Origin of the sequence: Leifsonia sp., assembly GCF_051955155.1 — a bacterium.
Lineage (GTDB): Bacteria > Actinomycetota > Actinomycetes > Actinomycetales > Microbacteriaceae > Leifsonia.
This window is the reverse complement of the sequence record NZ_JBQCGZ010000115.1, coordinates 22643-40632: the sequence shown is the minus strand read 5'-3', so window position 1 is coordinate 40632 and position 17990 is coordinate 22643. Positions and strand designations below refer to the sequence as shown.

The 17990-nt window shown below is 73.3% G+C and carries 18 protein-coding genes; 11 read left to right on the top strand and 7 right to left on the bottom strand.

Annotated elements, in window-relative coordinates; genetic code table 11:
• Positions 1-32: 32 nt before the first annotated feature.
• Positions 33-1472, bottom strand: coding sequence for an MFS transporter (locus tag ACTHMF_RS12555; RefSeq protein WP_440317990.1), 1440 nt, complete (start codon positions 1470-1472; stop codon positions 33-35).
• Between the two features lie 90 nt (positions 1473-1562).
• On the opposite strand from ACTHMF_RS12555, the gene ACTHMF_RS12550 reads away from it, so the two are divergent.
• Complete coding sequence (locus tag ACTHMF_RS12550; protein ID WP_440317988.1) at positions 1563-2102, top strand: TetR/AcrR family transcriptional regulator; 540 nt, start codon at positions 1563-1565, stop codon at positions 2100-2102.
• Between the two features lie 35 nt (positions 2103-2137).
• Here ACTHMF_RS12550 and ACTHMF_RS12545 read toward each other — a convergent pair whose 3' ends face one another.
• Both ACTHMF_RS12545 and ACTHMF_RS12540 read right to left on the bottom strand, forming a co-directional pair.
• A complete protein-coding gene (locus tag ACTHMF_RS12545; RefSeq protein WP_440317986.1) occupies positions 2138-4867 on the bottom strand; it encodes an Ig-like domain-containing protein in 2730 nt (909 codons plus the stop codon).
• A gap of 130 nt (positions 4868-4997) precedes the next feature.
• On the bottom strand, positions 4998-5453 hold the full coding sequence (locus ACTHMF_RS12540; protein ID WP_440317984.1) for a MarR family winged helix-turn-helix transcriptional regulator: 456 nt from the start codon (positions 5451-5453) through the stop codon (positions 4998-5000).
• A 62-nt stretch (positions 5454-5515) separates the two neighbouring features.
• On the opposite strand from ACTHMF_RS12540, the gene ACTHMF_RS12535 reads away from it, so the two are divergent.
• A complete protein-coding gene (locus tag ACTHMF_RS12535) occupies positions 5516-5884 on the top strand; it encodes a VOC family protein (RefSeq protein ID WP_440317982.1) in 369 nt (122 codons plus the stop codon).
• A 35-nt stretch (positions 5885-5919) separates the two neighbouring features.
• Here ACTHMF_RS12535 and ACTHMF_RS12530 read toward each other — a convergent pair whose 3' ends face one another.
• Positions 5920-6459 (bottom strand): TetR/AcrR family transcriptional regulator, encoded by a 540-nt coding sequence (locus tag ACTHMF_RS12530; protein ID WP_440317980.1) that lies wholly within the window; start codon positions 6457-6459, stop codon positions 5920-5922.
• Between the two features lie 90 nt (positions 6460-6549).
• On the opposite strand from ACTHMF_RS12530, the gene ACTHMF_RS12525 reads away from it, so the two are divergent.
• A complete protein-coding gene (locus ACTHMF_RS12525) occupies positions 6550-7263 on the top strand; it encodes an SDR family NAD(P)-dependent oxidoreductase (protein ID WP_440317978.1) in 714 nt (237 codons plus the stop codon).
• A 15-nt stretch (positions 7264-7278) separates the two neighbouring features.
• On the opposite strand, the gene ACTHMF_RS12520 is transcribed toward ACTHMF_RS12525, so the two are convergent.
• Positions 7279-7845 carry a TetR/AcrR family transcriptional regulator gene (locus ACTHMF_RS12520; protein ID WP_440317976.1) on the bottom strand — a complete coding sequence of 189 codons (567 nt, stop codon included), beginning with the start codon at positions 7843-7845 and terminating at the stop codon, positions 7279-7281.
• An 84-nt stretch (positions 7846-7929) separates the two neighbouring features.
• Here ACTHMF_RS12520 and ACTHMF_RS12515 point away from each other — a divergent pair, with 84 nt between their 5' ends.
• Positions 7930-8799 (top strand): NAD(P)H-binding protein, encoded by an 870-nt coding sequence (locus tag ACTHMF_RS12515; protein ID WP_440317974.1) that lies wholly within the window; start codon positions 7930-7932, stop codon positions 8797-8799.
• On the opposite strand, the gene ACTHMF_RS12510 is transcribed toward ACTHMF_RS12515, so the two are convergent.
• Entirely contained in the window at positions 8796-9686 is an 891-nt protein-coding gene (locus ACTHMF_RS12510) for an aldo/keto reductase (RefSeq protein ID WP_440317972.1), read from the bottom strand. The genes ACTHMF_RS12515 and ACTHMF_RS12510 overlap by 4 nt on opposite strands.
• Positions 9687-9769: 83 nt before the next feature.
• Between ACTHMF_RS12510 and ACTHMF_RS12505 the strand changes: the two genes are divergently transcribed.
• The 4 genes from ACTHMF_RS12505 (at position 9770) to ACTHMF_RS12490 (ending at position 12980) form a co-directional block, all read left to right on the top strand.
• Positions 9770-10354 carry a TetR/AcrR family transcriptional regulator gene (locus tag ACTHMF_RS12505; protein ID WP_440317970.1) on the top strand — a complete coding sequence of 195 codons (585 nt, stop codon included), beginning with the start codon at positions 9770-9772 and terminating at the stop codon, positions 10352-10354.
• A gap of 76 nt (positions 10355-10430) precedes the next feature.
• Positions 10431-11351 (top strand): S1C family serine protease, encoded by a 921-nt coding sequence (locus tag ACTHMF_RS12500; RefSeq protein ID WP_440317969.1) that lies wholly within the window; start codon positions 10431-10433, stop codon positions 11349-11351.
• A 64-nt stretch (positions 11352-11415) separates the two neighbouring features.
• Entirely contained in the window at positions 11416-12084 is a 669-nt protein-coding gene (locus ACTHMF_RS12495) for a TetR/AcrR family transcriptional regulator (protein WP_440317967.1), read from the top strand.
• A complete protein-coding gene (locus ACTHMF_RS12490) occupies positions 12081-12980 on the top strand; it encodes an alpha/beta fold hydrolase (protein WP_440317965.1) in 900 nt (299 codons plus the stop codon). Before ACTHMF_RS12495 ends, ACTHMF_RS12490 begins: the two co-directional genes overlap by 4 nt.
• Before the next feature lie 22 nt (positions 12981-13002).
• On the opposite strand, the gene ACTHMF_RS12485 is transcribed toward ACTHMF_RS12490, so the two are convergent.
• Positions 13003-13434 carry a VOC family protein gene (locus ACTHMF_RS12485; RefSeq protein WP_440317963.1) on the bottom strand — a complete coding sequence of 144 codons (432 nt, stop codon included), beginning with the start codon at positions 13432-13434 and terminating at the stop codon, positions 13003-13005.
• A gap of 108 nt (positions 13435-13542) precedes the next feature.
• On the opposite strand from ACTHMF_RS12485, the gene ACTHMF_RS12480 reads away from it, so the two are divergent.
• From ACTHMF_RS12480 to ACTHMF_RS12470, 3 genes are all read left to right on the top strand, one after another.
• A complete protein-coding gene (locus ACTHMF_RS12480) occupies positions 13543-15018 on the top strand; it encodes a glyceraldehyde-3-phosphate dehydrogenase (protein WP_440317961.1) in 1476 nt (491 codons plus the stop codon).
• A gap of 112 nt (positions 15019-15130) precedes the next feature.
• Complete coding sequence (locus tag ACTHMF_RS12475) at positions 15131-15655, top strand: DUF488 domain-containing protein (RefSeq protein WP_440317959.1); 525 nt, start codon at positions 15131-15133, stop codon at positions 15653-15655.
• A gap of 33 nt (positions 15656-15688) precedes the next feature.
• On the top strand, positions 15689-17989 hold the full coding sequence (locus tag ACTHMF_RS12470; RefSeq protein ID WP_440317957.1) for an FUSC family protein: 2301 nt from the start codon (positions 15689-15691) through the stop codon (positions 17987-17989).
• Position 17990 lies beyond the last annotated feature (1 nt).

Sequence of the window (17990 nt, the reverse complement as noted above, 5' to 3'; positions counted from 1 at the left end):
GGACGCATAACCTGTCAAACAAGTTATTTTCATCACTCCGCGATGGCCGGGGCCGGGGCGGTGGCCGGGGCGGTCGCGCGCGTCCTCCGGGCGGCGACGAGCATGACGACGCTCACCAGGACGGCCAGGGCGTAGAACCCGGCCGCGACGTGGAAGACGCTCTGGTATCCGGCGACCTGCGCCGCCACGCCCGCCCGGTCGCCGCCGACGGCGATGAAGACGCCCGCCAGGATGGCGAGGCCGACCGAGCCGCCGAGCTGGTGCGCGGTGTTGACGAGGCCGGAGCCCGCGCCGGCCTGCTCGGCGGGAACGCCGGCCATCCCGAGCTGGGTGAGCAGGATGATCGCGATGCCCTGGCCGACGCCGAGGACGAGCAGCGGGAGCAGCACCCACGGCAGGAACGCGGTCGAGGCGCCGATCGTCGAGAGCCACGCCATCCCGACGAGGGCGAGGATCAGGGAGACGAGCAGCAGCCGCTCCTGGCCCATCCACTTCACCAGCGGGCGCACGACGTAGACGGTGGCGAAGAACATCCCGGTCAGCGGGATGAAGCTGAGGCCGGCGAGCAGGGCGCTGAAGTGCAGCACATCCTGGAGGTACTGGCTGAGGAAGTAGAACGTCGAGAACATCGCGCCGACGATCAGGATGCGCGCGAGGTAGGCGCCGGACCGGGTCGCGTCGGCGAACAGGCCGAGCGGGACGATCGGCTCCGCGCTGCGACGCTCGACGAACACGAAGGCGACGACGAGCGCGGCCGCGAGCCCGAGCAGGCCGAGCACGAACGGCGAGCCCCAGCCGAGCTCGCTCGACTCGATCAGGCCCCATACCAGCGCGGTCATCCCGAGCGTGATGGTCAGGGCGCCGAGCAGGTCGAAGCCGCCGCGCCGGCGTGCGGTCTCGGTGAGGAAGTACGGCGACAGGATCACGACGACCAGGCCGATCGGCACGTTGATCAGCAGGCCCCAGCGCCAGGAGAGCAGGTCGGTGAAGAGTCCGCCGACGATGATCCCGACGCTCGCACCGGCTCCGATGACCGCGCTGTAGATCGCGATGGCGCGGCTGCGCTGCTCCGGCTCGGGGTAGGCGCCGACCAGTAGGGCCAGCGTCGACGGGATCGCGAACGCCGAGGCGGCGCCCTGGAGGATGCGGGCCGCGAGCAGGGTGGGGACGTTGAAGGAGAGGCCGGCCAGCAGGGAGGCCAGCGCGAAGACGGCGACGGCGACCACGAACACGCGCCTGCGCCCCGCCAGGTCGCCGATGCGGGCGCCGAGCAGGAGGAGGCCGCCGAAGGCGAGCACGTAGGCGTTCTGCACCCACGAGAGCGAGGTCGGCGAGAAGCCCAGCTCCGCGACCAGGTGCGGAAGGGCGGTGGTGACGATCGAGGTGTCGAGCACCATCATCAGCTGCGCGCCCATGATGAGGGCGAGCACGACGGTCCGGCGCCAGGTCGGCGTCGTCGTTGTGGAAGACATCCGTACTCCTTAGGATTAGTGGGGGGTTCCCTCCGTTTATAGCACCAGAAACGGGGGGATGCCCCCACTTATTCCTGAGGAGGCACAAGAATGTCGGACCGCCCGCTCCGCGCAGACGCGCGCCGCAACCACGAGCGGATCGTGGAGGCGGCGACCGCGGTGTTCGCCGAGGCCGGATCCTCGGCCTCCCTCGAAGAGGTCGCCCGGCGCGCCGGCGTCGGCAGCGCCACCCTGTACCGCCGGTTCCCCACGCGCGGCGCGCTGTTCGAGGCCGTCTACTCCGAGCAGGTCGACCAGCTCCTCGCGCCCGCCGACGACCCGTCCGCCGGGCCGGGCACGGCCCTCGACGCGTGGCTGCGGCGGTTCGTGGAGTTCATCATCGGCAAGCGCGCGTTCGCCGAGGAGATGGCGCACGACACGGAGATCGTCTACGCCGCGAGGCGCCGCATCTACGGCACGGCCGAACCGCTCCTCGCCGCCGCCCAGGAGTCGGGGGAGGCGCGCACCGACGTGACGGCCGACGACGTCCTCCGGATGCTGAGCGGGATCGGCCTCGCCGACTACCCGCAGGATGGACAGCTGGAGCGCGTCATCGGCGTCTGCCTGGACGGGCTGCGGCCCCGCTCGTAGTCCTCCCGCGTGCCGCGAGGGTGCCGCGGCGCGGGTTACGGGCGGCGCGGGCGGCGGCGGAGGCGCAGCAGGAGGGCGCCGGAGGCGATGCCGGCGGCGGATGCCCAGAGCAGCCAGGTGGGCAGGTTGGAGCCGGTGCCGGGGAGGGCGCCCTCGCCGGACGGGGCCGTCCCGCCGGAGCCGCCCCCACCGGAGCCGCCACCGCTACCGCCACCAGCGCCCGGCGGCGTCACCGAGGGAGTCGTCCCGGTCACCGTCACCGTGACCGTCGTCGTCGCGCACAGGTCGGGGTTGAGCACCGAGCAGATCGTGTACGTGAACGTGTCCGTCCCGACGAAGCCGGGGGCGGGCGTGTACACGATCGAGGTGCCGTCGACCGTCGCGGTCCCGTGTCCGGGCGGTGTCGCGACGACCGGGGCGGAGGAGGCGCCCTCGTCGTTCGCCTTCACCGGGATGGTCACGGCGGTGTCTGAGGGCGTGGTCGCGGTATCCGGGTTCGCGATCGGGTACACATCCACCGTGACCGTCGCCGTCGCGCACAGCATCGGGTCGCCGTCGTCGCAGACGATCACCGGGTACGTCTCGGTGCCCGTGAAGCCGCGGCGCGGGGAGTACGTGGTCCGGGCGCCGTCCACGACCGCCGTCCCGCTGCGCGGCGGCGCGCCGGGGATGTAGGTCAGCGTCTGGCCGGTGTTCGGGTCGGTCGCGACGATCGTGCCGCCGACCGGGGAGCCGGTGACCGTCGTCAGGTGCAGCGGCTGGACGACGGGCGGGTCGTTGGCGGGGGTGATCGTGACCGTCACGGTGGCCGTTGCGCACAGCACGGTGTCCGTCGGCGAGCAGCGCTCGTAGTCGAACGTGTCCGTTCCGGTGTAGCCGGCGGCGGGCACATAGGTGATGTTTCCGGTCGCCGCGTCCACCGTGACCGTGCCGTGCGCGGGCGGGGTCACGAGCGTCGGCTCCGTCACCGCACCGAGGGAGTCGTTCGCCGCCACCGGGATCACGACCGCCGTGTCCTCGAAGGTCCGGGCCGCGTCGTCGCGTGCGGTCGGCCGGATCGGCAGGAAGACGGAGGAGGTGTCGCAGAGCACCGGCGATCCGTCGTCGCAGACCGTGTAGAGGAAGCTGTCGTCGCCGGTGAAGTCCACGTCCGACCGGTAGACGAACACGCCTCCCGGCGCGATCACGGCCCTGCCGTGCGCGGGCTGGCTCGAGATCATGTACGTGAGTGTCTGCCCGGCGTCCGGGTCGGTGGCGGTCACGCGTCCGAACAGCGGGATGTTCGTGAATCCGGGCTGGATCGCCGGGAACGCGTGCGGCGGGTTGTTCGGCGGTGGCGGCGCGGCGACCACCTCGGTGTCCGCCTGGCTGTCCGGGCTGCTGCCGTCGTTGTCCGCCGGGTTCGGGTCGTCCGTGCCGGCGGTCGAGCTGGCGGTGTCGTGCAGCACCGTCCCGATCGGCGCGGCCTGGCTGATGGTGAGGGTGCGCGTCGTGGAAGCGCCGACGGCCAGCGCGCCGATGTCCCAGCTGACGGCGCCGCCGGCGACCGTGCCGCCACCGGCGTCGACGACGCCCGACGCCTCAGCGGGAAGCCGGTCGGTGACGACGACGCCGGCCGCGTCGTCCGGTCCGGCGTTGGCGATCGTCAGCGTGTAGCTGACGTCGCCGTTCTCGAGCACGGTGGCGGGCCCGGTCTTCGTGACCGACACGTCGGCGAACGGGACGGTGTCCGCCGCGCACTCCGGCCGCGGCGCCTCGAAGTCGACGACGATACCGGCGAGGACGCGCACGACGTTCGCGATCGTCCCCGTCTGCACGTCGAAGATGTTTCCTGGGGGTGCCTGGGTCTGCACCTGGATGGGCGTTCCGGCCGAATCGCCGGTGAAGCGGCCCTGCACGCTGGTGGGGCCGGCGAACAGGTAGCCGCCGAATCCCGAGACCGTCCCGTCGTCGCTGAGGCCGGTCGCGGAGAGGACGCCCTCGACGGACTGCTGCCAGCCGCCGTTGTTCGTGAACGGGCCGTTTGCGATCACGATGCCGGCGTTGGCCGACCCGGACGCGTTGTTCGCGAGCGCGCCACCGGCGCGCACCCGGCAGAGGTTCGTGAACGCCGCGCCGCCGTTGACGGTCAGCGCGGTGGCGACCAGCACCGTGCCGGTGTTCTGCAGACCGCCGCTGAACGTGGCGGCGCCGTTGACGGTGACGACGCCGGTGTTGTCCAGGCTCGCATCGGAGTTCTCGTTGAACGCCCCGTCGACGGTCAGGCTGCCCGCGTTGCGGAAGGTGCCGGACGAGGGCGAGAAGCCGCCGCTGATCGTCAGCGCCGCGTCGGCGGCGATGGTGAAGGTGGACGCGCCGTTCACGTTCAGCCCGGCGAAGGTCGCGGTCCCCTCGACGTCGAGCGCGAAGCCGGTGCCGACCGAGATGGACGGGAACGATGCCGTGCCGTCGGCCGCGACGACGATCGAGCCCGCCGCGTTGTTCAGGTACGCGGGCTGCAGCGCGGCACCGGCCGCGACGCAGAGCGTCGCGCCGGAGGGGAGTGCGTCGATGCCGCCGGTGAACGTGCCGGAGGCGAGCAGGACCGTCTCGCCTGCCGCGATCGAGACGGAGGTGGCGGACGCGTCGAGCGTGCGGGTCGGTACCGCGCACTGCGACGCGAACGAGGCCTGGGCGGGGGAGAGCGGGCCGCTCACGACGAGAACCGCCCCCACCGCGAGCGCGGTGATGGCGGCGCCGAGTCGTCTGCCGCGGAGTCCACCCATGGCGGACAGTCTCCCATCGCCGCCGCCGCCGCAGATAGCCCCGGCCCCCTGCCATCCGTTCCGGAGTTCTTCACGCGACACGCCGCCCGGGGCGTGCAGAACTCCGGAACGGATGGCGGGGGAGGCGCGGCTACGGAGCGGCCGGGGAGTCGCGGAGCGAGCGGACCATGCTCCGCAGTGCCTGCAGGGCGGCGGCCTGCTCGGCGCCGGTCATGCCGGCGAGCATCCGCCGCTCCACCGACCGGACCGCCGCGCTCGCCGCCTCCAGGCTGCGCCGGCCGCGCGGCGTGAGACGCGTCGGGATCGCCTTGCCGACGGCCGCCTCGGTGGCTCGCGTGACGAAGCCGTCGCGTTCCAGCGCCTGCAGCAGCACGTTCATCGTCTGCCGGGTGACGAACGCGCCGCGCGCGAGCTCCGAGTTGGACAGTCCCGGCCGCTGGGCGAGCAGTTCGAGGCACGAGTAGTGCGTCACGCTCATCCCGAGGGGGCGCAGCACCTCCTCCATCGCCGCCCGCAGCGCGCTGGACGCCTCCTTGAGCAGGTAGCCCAGCGATGTGTCCAGGTGGATGACCTCGTCTTGACTCATGTCAGTATTCTGACATAGAGTGCTGAGTGTCAGAAAACTGACACGCAACGAAGGAGCACCCCATGCCTGTCACCGGCCCCGACTTCCTCTCTCTCCAGACCACCGACCTCGACTCATCCCGGGCGTTCTACGAGCGCTACCTCGGCCTCGTCCGCTCGCCGGCCGGTCCGCCGCACGCGGTCGTCTTCGACACGAAGCCGATCGCGTTCGCGCTGCGCGACCTCGTCCCCGGAACGGACATCGCCTCCGTCCCGCAGCCCGGCATCGGCGCGGCGATCTGGCTGCACGCGACCGACGTCCAGGCGATCCACGACGCTCTCGCCGCCGACGGTCACACCATCGTCTCCGCCCCGATCGACGGCCCGTTCGGCCGCACGTTCACCTTCGCCGACCCGGACGGGTACCACGTCACCCTGCACGACCGGGTCTGAGCGGGCGGCCCCGGAGCAGCCCCGCGCCGCCGGCGTCAGCTGAGCGAGTCGAACCAGGGCTCCACGACGCGCGCGATCACGTCGGCGTCGAGGCGTTCGAGGTCCGCGAGGCCGAGGAAGTGTCGCGCGATGGTCATGCCCAGGATGCTCGAGACCAGGACGGCGGCGCGCGTCCGTGCGTCCTCGTCGCCCCCGCCGGCGCGGGCGAGGACATCGACCCGCTCCTGGAGGTAGTCGCGCATCACGGCGGCTGCCTCTGGCGAGGTGAGCATGGACCGGAGCAGCGCTCGGGTGTGCGCCGGCAGCTCCCGGAGCCGCACGTCCAGCACCTCGGCGAGGTGCGCGGGCACGTCCTGCCGCTCCAGCTCGGGCGCCGGCTGCACGGCAAGGGCGAACAGCTTCTGCTTCGAGCCGTAGTGCTGCAGGACGAGCGAGGGGTCGACGCCGGCCCGCCGTGCGATCCCGCGGATCGTCCCGCCCTCCATGCCCTGCTCGGCGAACTCCTCCTGCGCGGCGTCCAGGATCTTCGCGGCGGTCGCCGTGCGCCGGTCCGCACGGGTCGGGGGCGTCTCCATGCGTTCACTCTACAGGTGGTGAGCGAAACGGTGTACTCTTTCGCTCATCAGCTGTTGAGCGAATGACTCGACCGGACGGAAGGATCCCGCATGGCAGACGAGAAGCGGAACGACGGCAAGCGGGTGCTGGTGGTGGGGGCATCGCGCGGGCTCGGCGAGGCGGTCGTCGAGGAGTACGCGCGGCGCGGAGCGCGGGTGATCGGCACGGCCCGCAGCGACGGCGGGACGCCGCTGCACCGGTTCGCGGGCGCCGCCGGCGGCGCCGTCGAGGTCGAGCGCGTCGACATCGCGGACCGGGGCGAGCTGGACGCGCTCGCCGAGCGGCTCCAGGGCCGCAGCTTCGACCTGCTCTTCGTGGTCGCCGGCATCTCGCTGGCCCCGCGCGGCGCCATCGCGGCCGACATCGACGACGCGGACTTCGCCCTGATGATGCAGACCAATGCACTCGGCGCGATCCGCGCGGTGGAGGCGCTCGGCCCGTTGGTCGAGCCGGAGGGCACCATCGCCGTCATGTCGTCCGGCCAGGGCAGCATCGCCGGCAACCGGTCGGGAGGCTTCGAGGTCTACCGCGCGACGAAGGCGGCGCTCAACCAGCTGATGCGCAGCTATGCCGCGCGGCACGAGGGCGACCGGCGCGCGCTGCTCCTGCTCGCGCCGGGCTGGGTGCGCACGGACATGGGCGGTGACGGCGCTCCGTTCTCGATCGCCGACAGCATCCCGGCGCTGGTGGACACGATCGAGGCGCAGAGCGGGATCGCCGGCCTGCGCTACCTCGACCGTCACGGCGAGACGGTGCCCTGGTAGCCGGCGCCGGGCGGATCACCCCCGCGGCGCCGGCCGTACGCCCTCGAGCTGCAGCCGGAGGTGGCGGCGCCAGTCCTCGTCGCCGTCCATGTTCGCCATGACGCCGCGCGTGATGAGGATGAAATCGTCCGTGCCGAAATCCGGGCGAAGCACCCCGGCCCGGACGGCGCGCTCGACGATGCGCGCCACCACGTCGCGGAACGCGTTCTTCTCGGGGGCGATCGCCTCCCAGCGCGGTTCCTCGGGGCCGAGCAGCGCCCGCCGGAACGCGGAGTCGCCGGCCACCGAGTCCAGGTAGCCGGTCAGCAGTGCGGTGAACGCCTCGTCCGCGTCCTGGTTCTCCTCCGCGGCCCTGGCCAGGTCGGCCGCCGCCGCGAACCGCCGGCCGACGATCGCGGCGATCAGGGCGTCCTTGTCGGCGAAGTGCCGGTAGAGCGTCCCGACGCCGACCCCGGCGCGGGCCGCGATCTCCTCGATCTGGACGCTCTCGCCGCGCTCGCCGAGCAGCTCGCCGGCGGCGGTCAGCAGCGCCTCACGGTTGCGGCGGGCGTCCGCGCGGAGGGGGCGTTCCGGCGAGGTCATGGCATCCGAGTGTAGTTGACAGCCGGGCGGTGCACGTGGATATCATGAAGCGGAATTCCGGTTCCGATTACGAAGGAGACCCGCATGATCGTCGTCACCACCCCGACCGGGCAGATCGGCTCCCGTCTCGTGCGCGAGCTGAGCGAGCGTGGAGAGAGCGTCCGGGTGATCGCCCGCACCCCGGACGCGCTCGACCCCGAGGTGCGCGAGAGCGTGGAGGTCGTCGCGGGCAGCCACGCCGACCCCGCGGTGCTCGACGCCGCGCTCGCCGGCGCCGACGCGCTGTTCTGGCTGGTGCCGCCCGGGCGGTCCGCCGCCGGCGCGCTGGCGTACTACCTCGACTTCACGGAGCCCGCCGTCGCCGCGATCCGCCGGCACGGCGTCGGGCACGTGGTCGGCGTCACCAGCGCGGGCCACGGCTACGCGCGTCCCGCCGGAGTGCTGTCGGCCGCGTTCGCGATGGACGAGCGGCTCGCGGCCTCTGGCGCCGCGTACCGCGCGCTGTCCCTGCCCTTCTATCTGGAGAACCTGCTCGGCCAGGCGGAGGGGATCCGCGAGCGCGGGGTGTTCTCGCTCGCCGCGCCCGGCGACCGCCCGTTCGCCACGGTCGCGACGAGCGACGTCGCCGTCGAGGCGGCGGAGCTGCTGACGGCGCGCGACTGGAGCGGTCGGGAGGACGTCCCGCTGTTCGGCCCGGACCGGCTGACGCTGGAGCAGCTGGCCGCGGTGATGTCCGAGGAGCTGGGCCGCACGGTCGCGTACCGGCCGATGTCGATCGACGAGCTGGCGTCCGCCATGCGCGCGGGCGGGGCGACGGAGCAGGCGGTGCGGGACACGACCGAGATGTTCGCGGCACAGGTCGACGGCATCTATGACGCGGATTGGGCGCGGGCGAAGACCGGGGCGACCGACGTCCGCAGCTGGTGCCGCACGGTCCTCGCCCGGCGCGTCTAGACCCCTGCGCCGTCGCCCGCCGCCACGGGACGCAGCGACGCGATCACCTCGGCGGGGAGCACGACATCCCCCGCCGCGATGTTCTCGGCGAGGTGATCGACGCTCTTGGTGCCGGGGATCAGCAGGGTGCGCTCGGAGCGGGCGAGCAGCCAGGCGAGACCCAGCTGCGACGGCGTGACGCCGAGCTCCGCCGCCGCGGCGATCACCGCCTCCTGTTCGGTGACCTTCGGCATGCCGGGGAATGCGCCGCCGAGCGGGAAGTACGGCACCCACGCGATGTCGTGCGACTCGGCCAGGTCGAGCACCGGCTCGCTGGACGGGTCCACCAGGCTGTGCGCGTTCTGCACCGCGGCGATGCCGACGGGGAGCGCGGCGGCGAGCTGGTCCCTGCTCACCTGGCTGAGGCCGATCGCGGCGATCTTGCCCTCGTCCCGCAGGGCGGAGAGCTCGGCGAGCTGGTCGTCGAGCGGGACCAGCTGGTCGCCGGTCGCGACGATGCCGGGTGCGACGTCCGCTCGGCGCAGATAGACGAGGTCGACGCGGTCCAGGCCGAGCTGGCGCAGGTTGGTCTCGACGCCCTCGCGCAGCTCGGCGGGCTTCTGCGTCGGGCGCAGGTGGGTGGCGGGGTCGTTGACGGCGCCGACCTTCGTGGCGACCACGACGTCGCCGGCCCGGCCGCGGATTGCGTCGGCGATGGCCCGGTTGATCGCGCCCGCCGCATAGAACGCTGCGGTGTCGATGTGGGTGACGCCGCGGTCGAGCACGCCGTTCAGGAAGGCGACGGCATCCTCGTGCGGCATCGACAGACGGTCGATCCCGCCCAGCTGCATAGCGCCGTAGCCGACGCGGCGGACGGTCTTTCCGGCGAGTAGCGTGTGATCGGTCATGGTGACCCCTCCATCGATGCGAGAATCGGAGCGAAGCGGAAGACGTTCCGCTTCGTCCACCAGCTAAACGGAAGAGGTTCCGGTTGTCAACATCCGCGAGTGCGAGACCCGCGCTGCGTGCCGACGCCGCGCGTAACCGCGCGAAGATCCTCGACGCCGCGCGACGCCTGTACGAGGAGTCCGGCGAGGCCGGGCCGGAGCAGGTCGCGCGCGCCGCCGGCGTCGGCGTCGGCACCCTGTACCGGCACTTCCCGAACCGCGAGGCGCTCGCGGCCGCGGTGTACGAGGACGAGCTGGAGCAGGTGGCGCTGGCTGCGGGCGACCTGATCCGCGATCACGCCCCGGCGGAGGCGCTCCGGCTGTGGATGGACCGCTTCGCGCGCCGCTTCGACATGAAGCGCGCGATGGGGGACGCTGTGTGGTCGCTGGTGCGCGTCGGCGCGGTGACCGCGGGGACGGCGCGCGCGCGGCTGACCGAGGCGGCGCAGGTGCTGGTGGACGCGGGGATCGCGAGCGGCGACGTCCGCGCCGAGGTCCGGGGCGAGGACGTCGTGGTCGCCCTGGTTGGCATCTGCGTCACCTGCCCGGAGCCGTCGCAGCGCGAGCAGGCGGGGCGGCTGATGGACCTGCTGCTCGCTGGCGTGGTCGCGGGCGGCGAACGGCGCTAGCCTGCGTGCGTGACTGCCGCGTCCGCCCGCCGCGAACGCGCATCACGGCGGCCGCGCGCGGAGCGACACTGGGCGTGTGAACGACTCCGATGCTCTCGACGCCTACTCGGCCGCGGTGGTGCGCGTCGCCGAGACCGTGCTCCCGTCGGTGGCCGCCGTCGAGGTGCGCACGCCGACCGGGCGCGGCGCCGGCAGTGCCGCGGTGATCAGCGCCGACGGGCACCTGCTGACGAGCGCCCACGTCGTCGCCGGCGCCTCCGGCGTCCGGCTCGCCTTCTCCGACGGCGGCTCGACCGACGCCCGCGTCGTGGGCGCCGACCCGCTCTCCGACCTCGCGGTGCTGCGGGCAAACGGCGCGGTCCCACGGCCGGTCGTGCTCGGCGACGCGAGCGGGCTCAAGGTGGGCCAGCTCGTCGTCGCACTCGGCAACCCGCTCGGCCTCGCCGGGAGCGTGACCGCCGGGATCGTCTCTGCGCTCGGCCGCTCGCTGCCGACGCCCTCCGGACGTGTGGTCGACGAGGTCATCCAGACCGACGCCGCGCTCAACCCCGGCAACAGCGGAGGCGTGCTCGCGGACAGCGCCGGCCGGATGGTGGGCGTGAACACCGCGGTGGCGGGGATCGGGCTGGGGCTCGCGGTGCCGATCAACGCGAGCACGCTGGCCATCATCGACGCGCTGAAGACGGCGGGACGCGTCCGCAGGGCCTGGCTCGGCGTCGCCGGTGCCACCGTGCGGCTGAGCGCGGAGGCCGCGGCGAAGGTCGGGTCGGCGGAGGGCATCCAGGTCGTCTCCGTCGTCCCGGGGAGCCCCGCTGCGGAGGCGGGCGCGCGGGCGGGCGACATCGTCGTCTCCCTCGACCGGGCTCCCGTGACCGACCCGACCGGGCTGCAGCGGCTCATGGTCGAGGCGGCGATCGGGCGGCGGATGGAGTTGACCCTCTGGCGCAACGGCGCCCTCGTGGACGTCGTCGTGGAGCCGCGCGAACTCGTCGGCTGAGCGCGGCGCCGTCGCGGCGGGCGGGTGTGTTACGATACGGTACGTGTCGTATATAAATCGAGGCGTGGGACGCCCGCGGGATGCCGGCCGCGAGGCCGAGATCCTCGGCGTCGCGTACGAGGTGCTGGTCGAGCGCGGCTACGAGGGGATCACCTTCGAGGAGGTCGCCCGGCGCGCGAAGGCGTCCAAGCCGACGCTCTACCGGCGCTGGAAGTCGAAGCGCGACCTGGTCGTCGCGGCCCTCCAGGCCGGCCCCGCGAGCACGGAGGAGCCCGGCGTCGTCGACACCGGTTCGCTGCGCGGCGACCTGCTCGCCCTGGCCCGCCGGCTGCGGGCGACGATGCACGCGACGGACGGCTACTCCGCCGTCGCCCTGCTGCAGGCGGGATTCGAGGACCGCGAGCTCGGCGACGCCATCGAGCACTCGATGGGACCGACCGGTGGACGCCTCCCCGCCGCCGTGATCGACGCGGCCGTGCGCCGCGGCGAGCTCCCGGAGGGGGCCGACCCTTTCCCCTACGAGGAGGTCACCGGCTCCGTCCTGCTGCTGCGGCGGCTGAACGACCTCGACACCGGGGACGCCTACCTGGAGGCGCTGGTCGACGCCGTCCTCCTCCCTGCCCTGCGCGCGAGCGCGACCGCCGCGGAGCAGCCCCTGCCCGCCGGCGTCTTCTCCAACCGCGCGGCGCCCGTCGCCGCCGCACCCGACAGCGAAGGAAACAGCCCAGCATGACCGTTCTGACCACCCCCACGATCGACGGATTCCGGTACGAGCGCCTCCCCGGCAGCGGAGGCGTCGAGCTGAACGTGGCCGTCGGCGGCTCCGGCCCTGCCGTCGTCCTGCTCCACGGCTTCCCGCAGACGCACTACATGTGGCGAGAGGTCGCCGCCCGCCTCGCGGACGAGCACACCGTGATCGTGCCCGACCTGCGCGGCTACGGCGCGAGCGGCAAGCCGGAGGAGGCGGACGCGGACACCTACGCCAAGCGGACGATGGGCGAGGACGTCGTTCGCGTCGCGGCCGCCCTCGGCCACGACCGGTTCGGGCTGATCGGGCACGATCGCGGCGCCCTCGTCGGCGTCCGCGCCGCCCTCGACCACCCCGACCGCGTGCGCTACCTCGGCATCCTGGACGTGCTGCCGACGCTCGACACCTGGGGCGTGCTGCACGGTGTGGACGCGAAGGTCGCCTGGCACCTCTACCTGATGGCACAGCCCGCCGGCCTGCCCGAGCGGATGATCGGCGCGGTCGCCGAGGACTTCTTCGCCTCGTTCCTGGACGCCTGGGACACCGATGGCAGCACGTTCACGCCCGAGGTGCGCAGGCACTACCTGGACAGCTCGGTCGCGGCCGTCCCCTCCATCGTCGCCGATTACCGCGCGAGCGCGGGCGTCGACCTGGAGCAGGACCGCGCCGACCGGGAGGCGGGGCGGACGCTCGCGATGCCGGTCGGGGTCATCTCCCAGGACTGGGGATCGCAGCTCGGCTTCGACCCGACGGCGATCTGGGGCGCGTGGTCGGACGACCTCGTCTACGAGCCGATCGACGCCGGCCACTTCATGGCGGAGGAGAAGCCGGACGAGGTGGCGCGTTTCATCCGCGCGCTCGCGGCGCGCGCGGACGGCTGACCCGCGCCGGGGCGTCGACGCGTCACTGCAGGCAGAACTCGTTGCCCTCCGGGTCGCGCATCATGATCGCGAACTCCTCGAACGGTCCCCACGACCCGGACAGCGTCTTCTCCTCGGTGGCGCCGAGGGCGACGAGCCGGTCGCGCTCCGCCTCCAGCTCCTCGCGGGTGGCCCGGCGGTCCTCGAAGGGCGTGATGTCGATGTGCATCCGGTTCCGGTGCCGCTTCTCGTGGCGGTAGCGCGTGAAGTAGAAGCGCTGGTGGGCGGGGTCGCCGTCCCAGGCCTCTGCGCGCTCCGCGAGGGCGTCGTCGTCCAGGCCCGCCTCGCGCAGGGCGGCGACCTCCTCCGGATCCCAGGACGTCCACTCCGGATAGCCCATCGCGGCGCACCAGAACCGCGCGAGCCTCGCCGGATCCTCCGCGTGGAACGTGACGTTCGCAACCCGAGCACTCATACCCCACACCCTAACCACCCCCTCCGCGCCCCACCCGTCGGGTCCTCAGCGGTCGCCTAGGATGGAGGCGGACAGTGCCGTCAGCGAAAGGGATGCAGAAGAACCACCATGGCGACTTTCAGTGCCGAGACCCCAGCCGCCGTCGAGTCGTACCGAGCCGCCTGGGTGGCACGGGAGGAAGCAGCGGAGCAGCTCATCCCGCTGATCGGGAGGCTGTACCGGGACCACGGCGTCGTCACCTCCATCCACGGCCACCGCCTCATCAACCTCTCCGCCACCGGCGTCATCTCGGTGCACGACCGCGCGCACGAGCTGGGCCACGACGAGCTGACGCTCGAGCGCACCAGGGAGGTGCTGGAGGGCCTGCTCGCGATCGCCCCCGCGCCCGCCTCCATCGACGTCGCCCGCCTGGCCATGTCGCTCCCGGGTGACGGCGACGTCCTCGCCCACCTGCGGGCCGAGATCGCGAAGGTCCCCGGCGAGGACGCCGGCCCCGACGCCACCGACGTCGTTCTCTACGGCTTCGGCCGCATCGGCCGGCTGCTCGCGCGCATCCTGATCAGCCACGCCGGCAACGGCCACGGGCTGCGCCTGCGCGCGATCGTGGTGCGCCGCGGCTCCGACAACGACCTGCTCAAGCGCGCCAGCCTGCTCTCGCGCGATTCCGTGCACGGCCCGTTCCCGGGCTCCGTGAGCGTGGATGCGGAGCACGACGTGCTGATCGCCAACGGCACGCGCATCCAGGTGATCTACTCCGACGATCCCGCCGGCGTCGACTACACCGCGTACGGCATCCACGACGCGATCGTCGTGGACAACACGGGCCGCTGGCGCGACGAGGAGGGGCTCGCGCAGCACCTGAAGAGCCCCGGCGCCGCCCGGGTGCTGCTGACCGCGCCGGGCAAGACACCGCTCAAGAACATCGTGCACGGGATCAACGACGACACGATCGCGGCGGACGACCGCATCCTGTCGGCCGCCTCCTGCACCACGAACGCGATCACGCCGGTGCTGAAGGTGATCGACGACGCGTACGGCGTCGCGCGCGGGCACGTCGAGACGGTGCACTCGTTCACCAACGACCAGAATCTCATCGACAACTTCCACAAGGGCGACCGCCGCGGACGCTCCGCCGTGCTCAACATGGTGATCACCGAGACGGGCGCCGCGAAGGCCGTCGCCAAGGCGCTGCCGAAGCTGGCGGGCAGGCTCACCGGGTCGAGCATCCGGGTGCCCACCCCGGACGTGTCGCTCGCGATCCTGAACCTCACGCTGGAGAAGCCGGCCACCAAGGCCGAGGTCAACGACTACCTGCGCCGCACCTCGCTGCACTCCCGCCTGCGCCAGCAGATCGACTACGTGGAGTCGCCCGAGGTCGTCTCCACCGACTTCGTCGGCTCCCACCGCGCGGGCATCGTGGACGGCCTGGCGACGATCGCGGACGGCGTGAACCTGGTGCTCTACGTCTGGTACGACAACGAGTACGGCTACTCCTCGCAGGTCGTCCGCGTCCTCGAGCGGATGGCCGGCAGCCACCCCGTCGTCATCCCCGTCCGCCCTGAGATCCGCCCCGCCCTCGCCTGACCGGCCCCGCGCGTCCCGCCCGCAGGCAGGCCGCCGAGCACAGGAAAAACGCTCGTCCCCGGCCGATTCCACGACGGTTTCCCTGTGCTCGCGGGCCGGGTAGGGTGCGGGCGTGAGCGTGGTGTTTACGGTGGGGCACTCGACGCGCAGCCTGGACGAGGTGGTCGGGATGCTGCGCGAGAACGGCGTCGACGCCCTGGTGGACATCCGCTCGTTCCCCTCGTCGCGGCGACTGCCGCAGTGGAACCAGGACGCGATCCGCGCCGAGCTGCCACCGGACATCGGCTACCGCTGGCTGCCGGAGCTCGGCGGCCGCAGGCACACGCCGGCCGGTGTCGCCAGCCCGAACGGGTTCTGGAGGGTGCAGGCGTTCCGGGCGTACGCCGACTACATGGCCACCCCGCCGTTCGCGGAGGGGCTCCGCACGCTGGAGCAGCTGGCGGCGGACGGCCGCCCCGCGATCATGTGCAGCGAGGCCGTGCCCTGGCGGTGCCATCGCCGGCTGGTCACGGACGCCCTGCTCGTGGACGGCGTCGAGGTGTTCGACATCCTGTCCGAGACCTCGGTGCGCCCGGCCGTCCTGACCCCGGCCGCCCGTGTCGTCGACGGCCACCTCGAGTACCCGCCGGAGAGCTGACGCGCTCCCGCCGGGCGGGACTAGGGTGTGCGCGTGGGCGTCGCGAGATGGCTGAGCCGGCACGATCCCGGCTACTCCGCGGTGCGGAGGGCTGGGCGGGCCGCGATCGCGGTCCCTGCGCTGTTCCTGCTCGGCAGCCGGGTGATCGGGAGCGCGGACGTTGCCCTGTTCGGCGCGTTCGGCTCGTTCGCGATGCTGATGTTCGTGGACTTCGGCGGACCGCTGCGGGAGCGCGTGCAGGCGCAGGCCTCGCTCGCCGTGGCCGGGGCGGCGCTCGTCAGCCTCGGCACGCTGGCGTCCTCCCCGGTCTGGCTGTCCGCCGTCGCGATGGCGGTGGTCGCGCTCGTCGTGCTGTTCGCCGGCTCCGTCAGCTCGGTGCTCGCCTCGGCCGGGACCGCGCTGCTGCTGGCGTTCATCCTGCCGGTCATGCTGCCGGGCGACGCTGCGACCCTCGGGCCGCGCCTGCTCGGCTGGGGCCTGGCGTCCGTCGTCGCCGTCGTCGCCATCACCGTGCTCTGGCCGTCGCCGGCGCGGGAGCCGCTGCGCGGGCCGGCCGCCGACGCGTGCCGCGCGCTCGGGCAGCGGCTGCGCGCCGAGACCGCGTACCTGCTCGGCGGCCCCGATCCCGCGCTGCTGGAGGCGCGCGACCGCACGGCGGCGGAGGCGGACGCCGCGGTCGCCGCGCTGCACTCCGCGTTCCTCGGGGCGCCGTACCGGCCGACCGGGCTCAGCACGTCCGCGCGCACCGTCGTGCGGCTGGTGGACGAGCTGAACTGGCTGAACGCGGTCATCCACCAGTTCGACCGCCTCGCACCGGGCGGGGTCGCGCCGCGCACGCCCCCGTCGCCCGGGCGCATCCACGAGGCCGCCTGGACGGTGAAGGACGCGGCGGCGGACGTCCTCGGCGAGGGCGCGATGCTGCTCTCCCAGCACGGCGGCGACCCGCGAGCCTTGGAGGACGCGATGCAGCGGCTCGCGACCGCGCGCGCCGCCGTCGAGCACGCGACGCTCACCGAGCCGGTCGCGGCCGGGGGCGTCGCCGGCGAGCGGGAGGCGGAGGGCTTCGTGCGCGCGCTCGACCCCGGCTTCCGCGCGCAGGAGCTCGGCTACGCGGTGGCGACCGTCGCGGCGAACATCGCCCTCACCGCCCGCGCCGAGCGCCGCACCTGGTGGCAGCGGCTGATGGGACGGCAGCCGGGCGATCTCGCGGGACCCGTCGCCGCGGCCGCGGAGCGCGCGAGCGGGTACGTCGGCTGGAACTCGGTGTGGCTGCGCAACAGCATCCGCGGGGCGATCGGCCTGAGCGCCGCCGTGCTGCTGGCCAAGCTCACCGGCGTCGAGCACTCCTTCTGGGTCGTCCTCGGCACGCTGTCCGTGCTTCGCTCGAACGCGCTGAGCACCGGCCAGACCGTGCTGCGCGGCGTGCTCGGGACGGTCGCCGGCGTCGTGCTCGGCGCGGCGGCGCTGTTCGTGATCGGCGACAACCCGATCGTGCTCTGGATCGTGCTGCCGCTCGCCATCCTGATCGCCGGCATCGCGCCGGCGGCCATCTCGTTCGCCGCGGGCCAGGCCGCTTTCACGGTCGTCCTCGTCCTGCTGTTCAACATCATCGCGCCGACCGGATGGACGGTCGGCCTGATCCGGATCGAGGACATCCTGCTCGGCGGCGCGGTGAGCCTGGTGGTCGGGCTGCTGTTCTGGCCGCGCGGGGCGGCGGCGTCGCTGCGGAAGGCGCTGGCGGCCGCGTATGTGGACGGCGTCGCCTACCTGCGCGCCGTGGTCGACCACGGACTCGGGCCGGCGCACGGCGGCGCCGCCGTGGACGCTCGGGCCCCGTCGCTGCGCGCCGCCGCAGCGTCCCGCCGCCTGGACGACGCGTTCCGCACCTACCTCGCCGAGCGCGGCACCAAGCGCCGCCCGCTCGCCGAGGTGTCGGCGTCGGTCACCGGCGTCGCCGGCGTGCGGCTGGCGAGCGACGCGATCCTGGAGCTGTGGCGCGACCGGGAGGCGGACGGGGACGCTAGCGCCGCCTGGCAGGCGCTGGACGCCTCCCTCCGGCTGCTCGACGACTGGTACCGCGGCCTGGCAGCACGGCTCGTCGCCGGGGACCCGCTCCCGGATCCCGCTCCGGCCGACCCCGCAGGCGCCGAGCTGCTGGCGGACGCCGTGCTGGAGGACCTGGACGGCGACGCGGGGACCGCCTCGGCGACCGCGGTGCGCATCGTCTGGACCGCCGACTACCTGGAGGTGGTGCGCCGGCTCGAACGCGCGATCGTCGCCCCGGTCGGCGTGCTGCGGGACGACGTGTCCCGCGGGGGAGTGCGCCCCGGCTGAG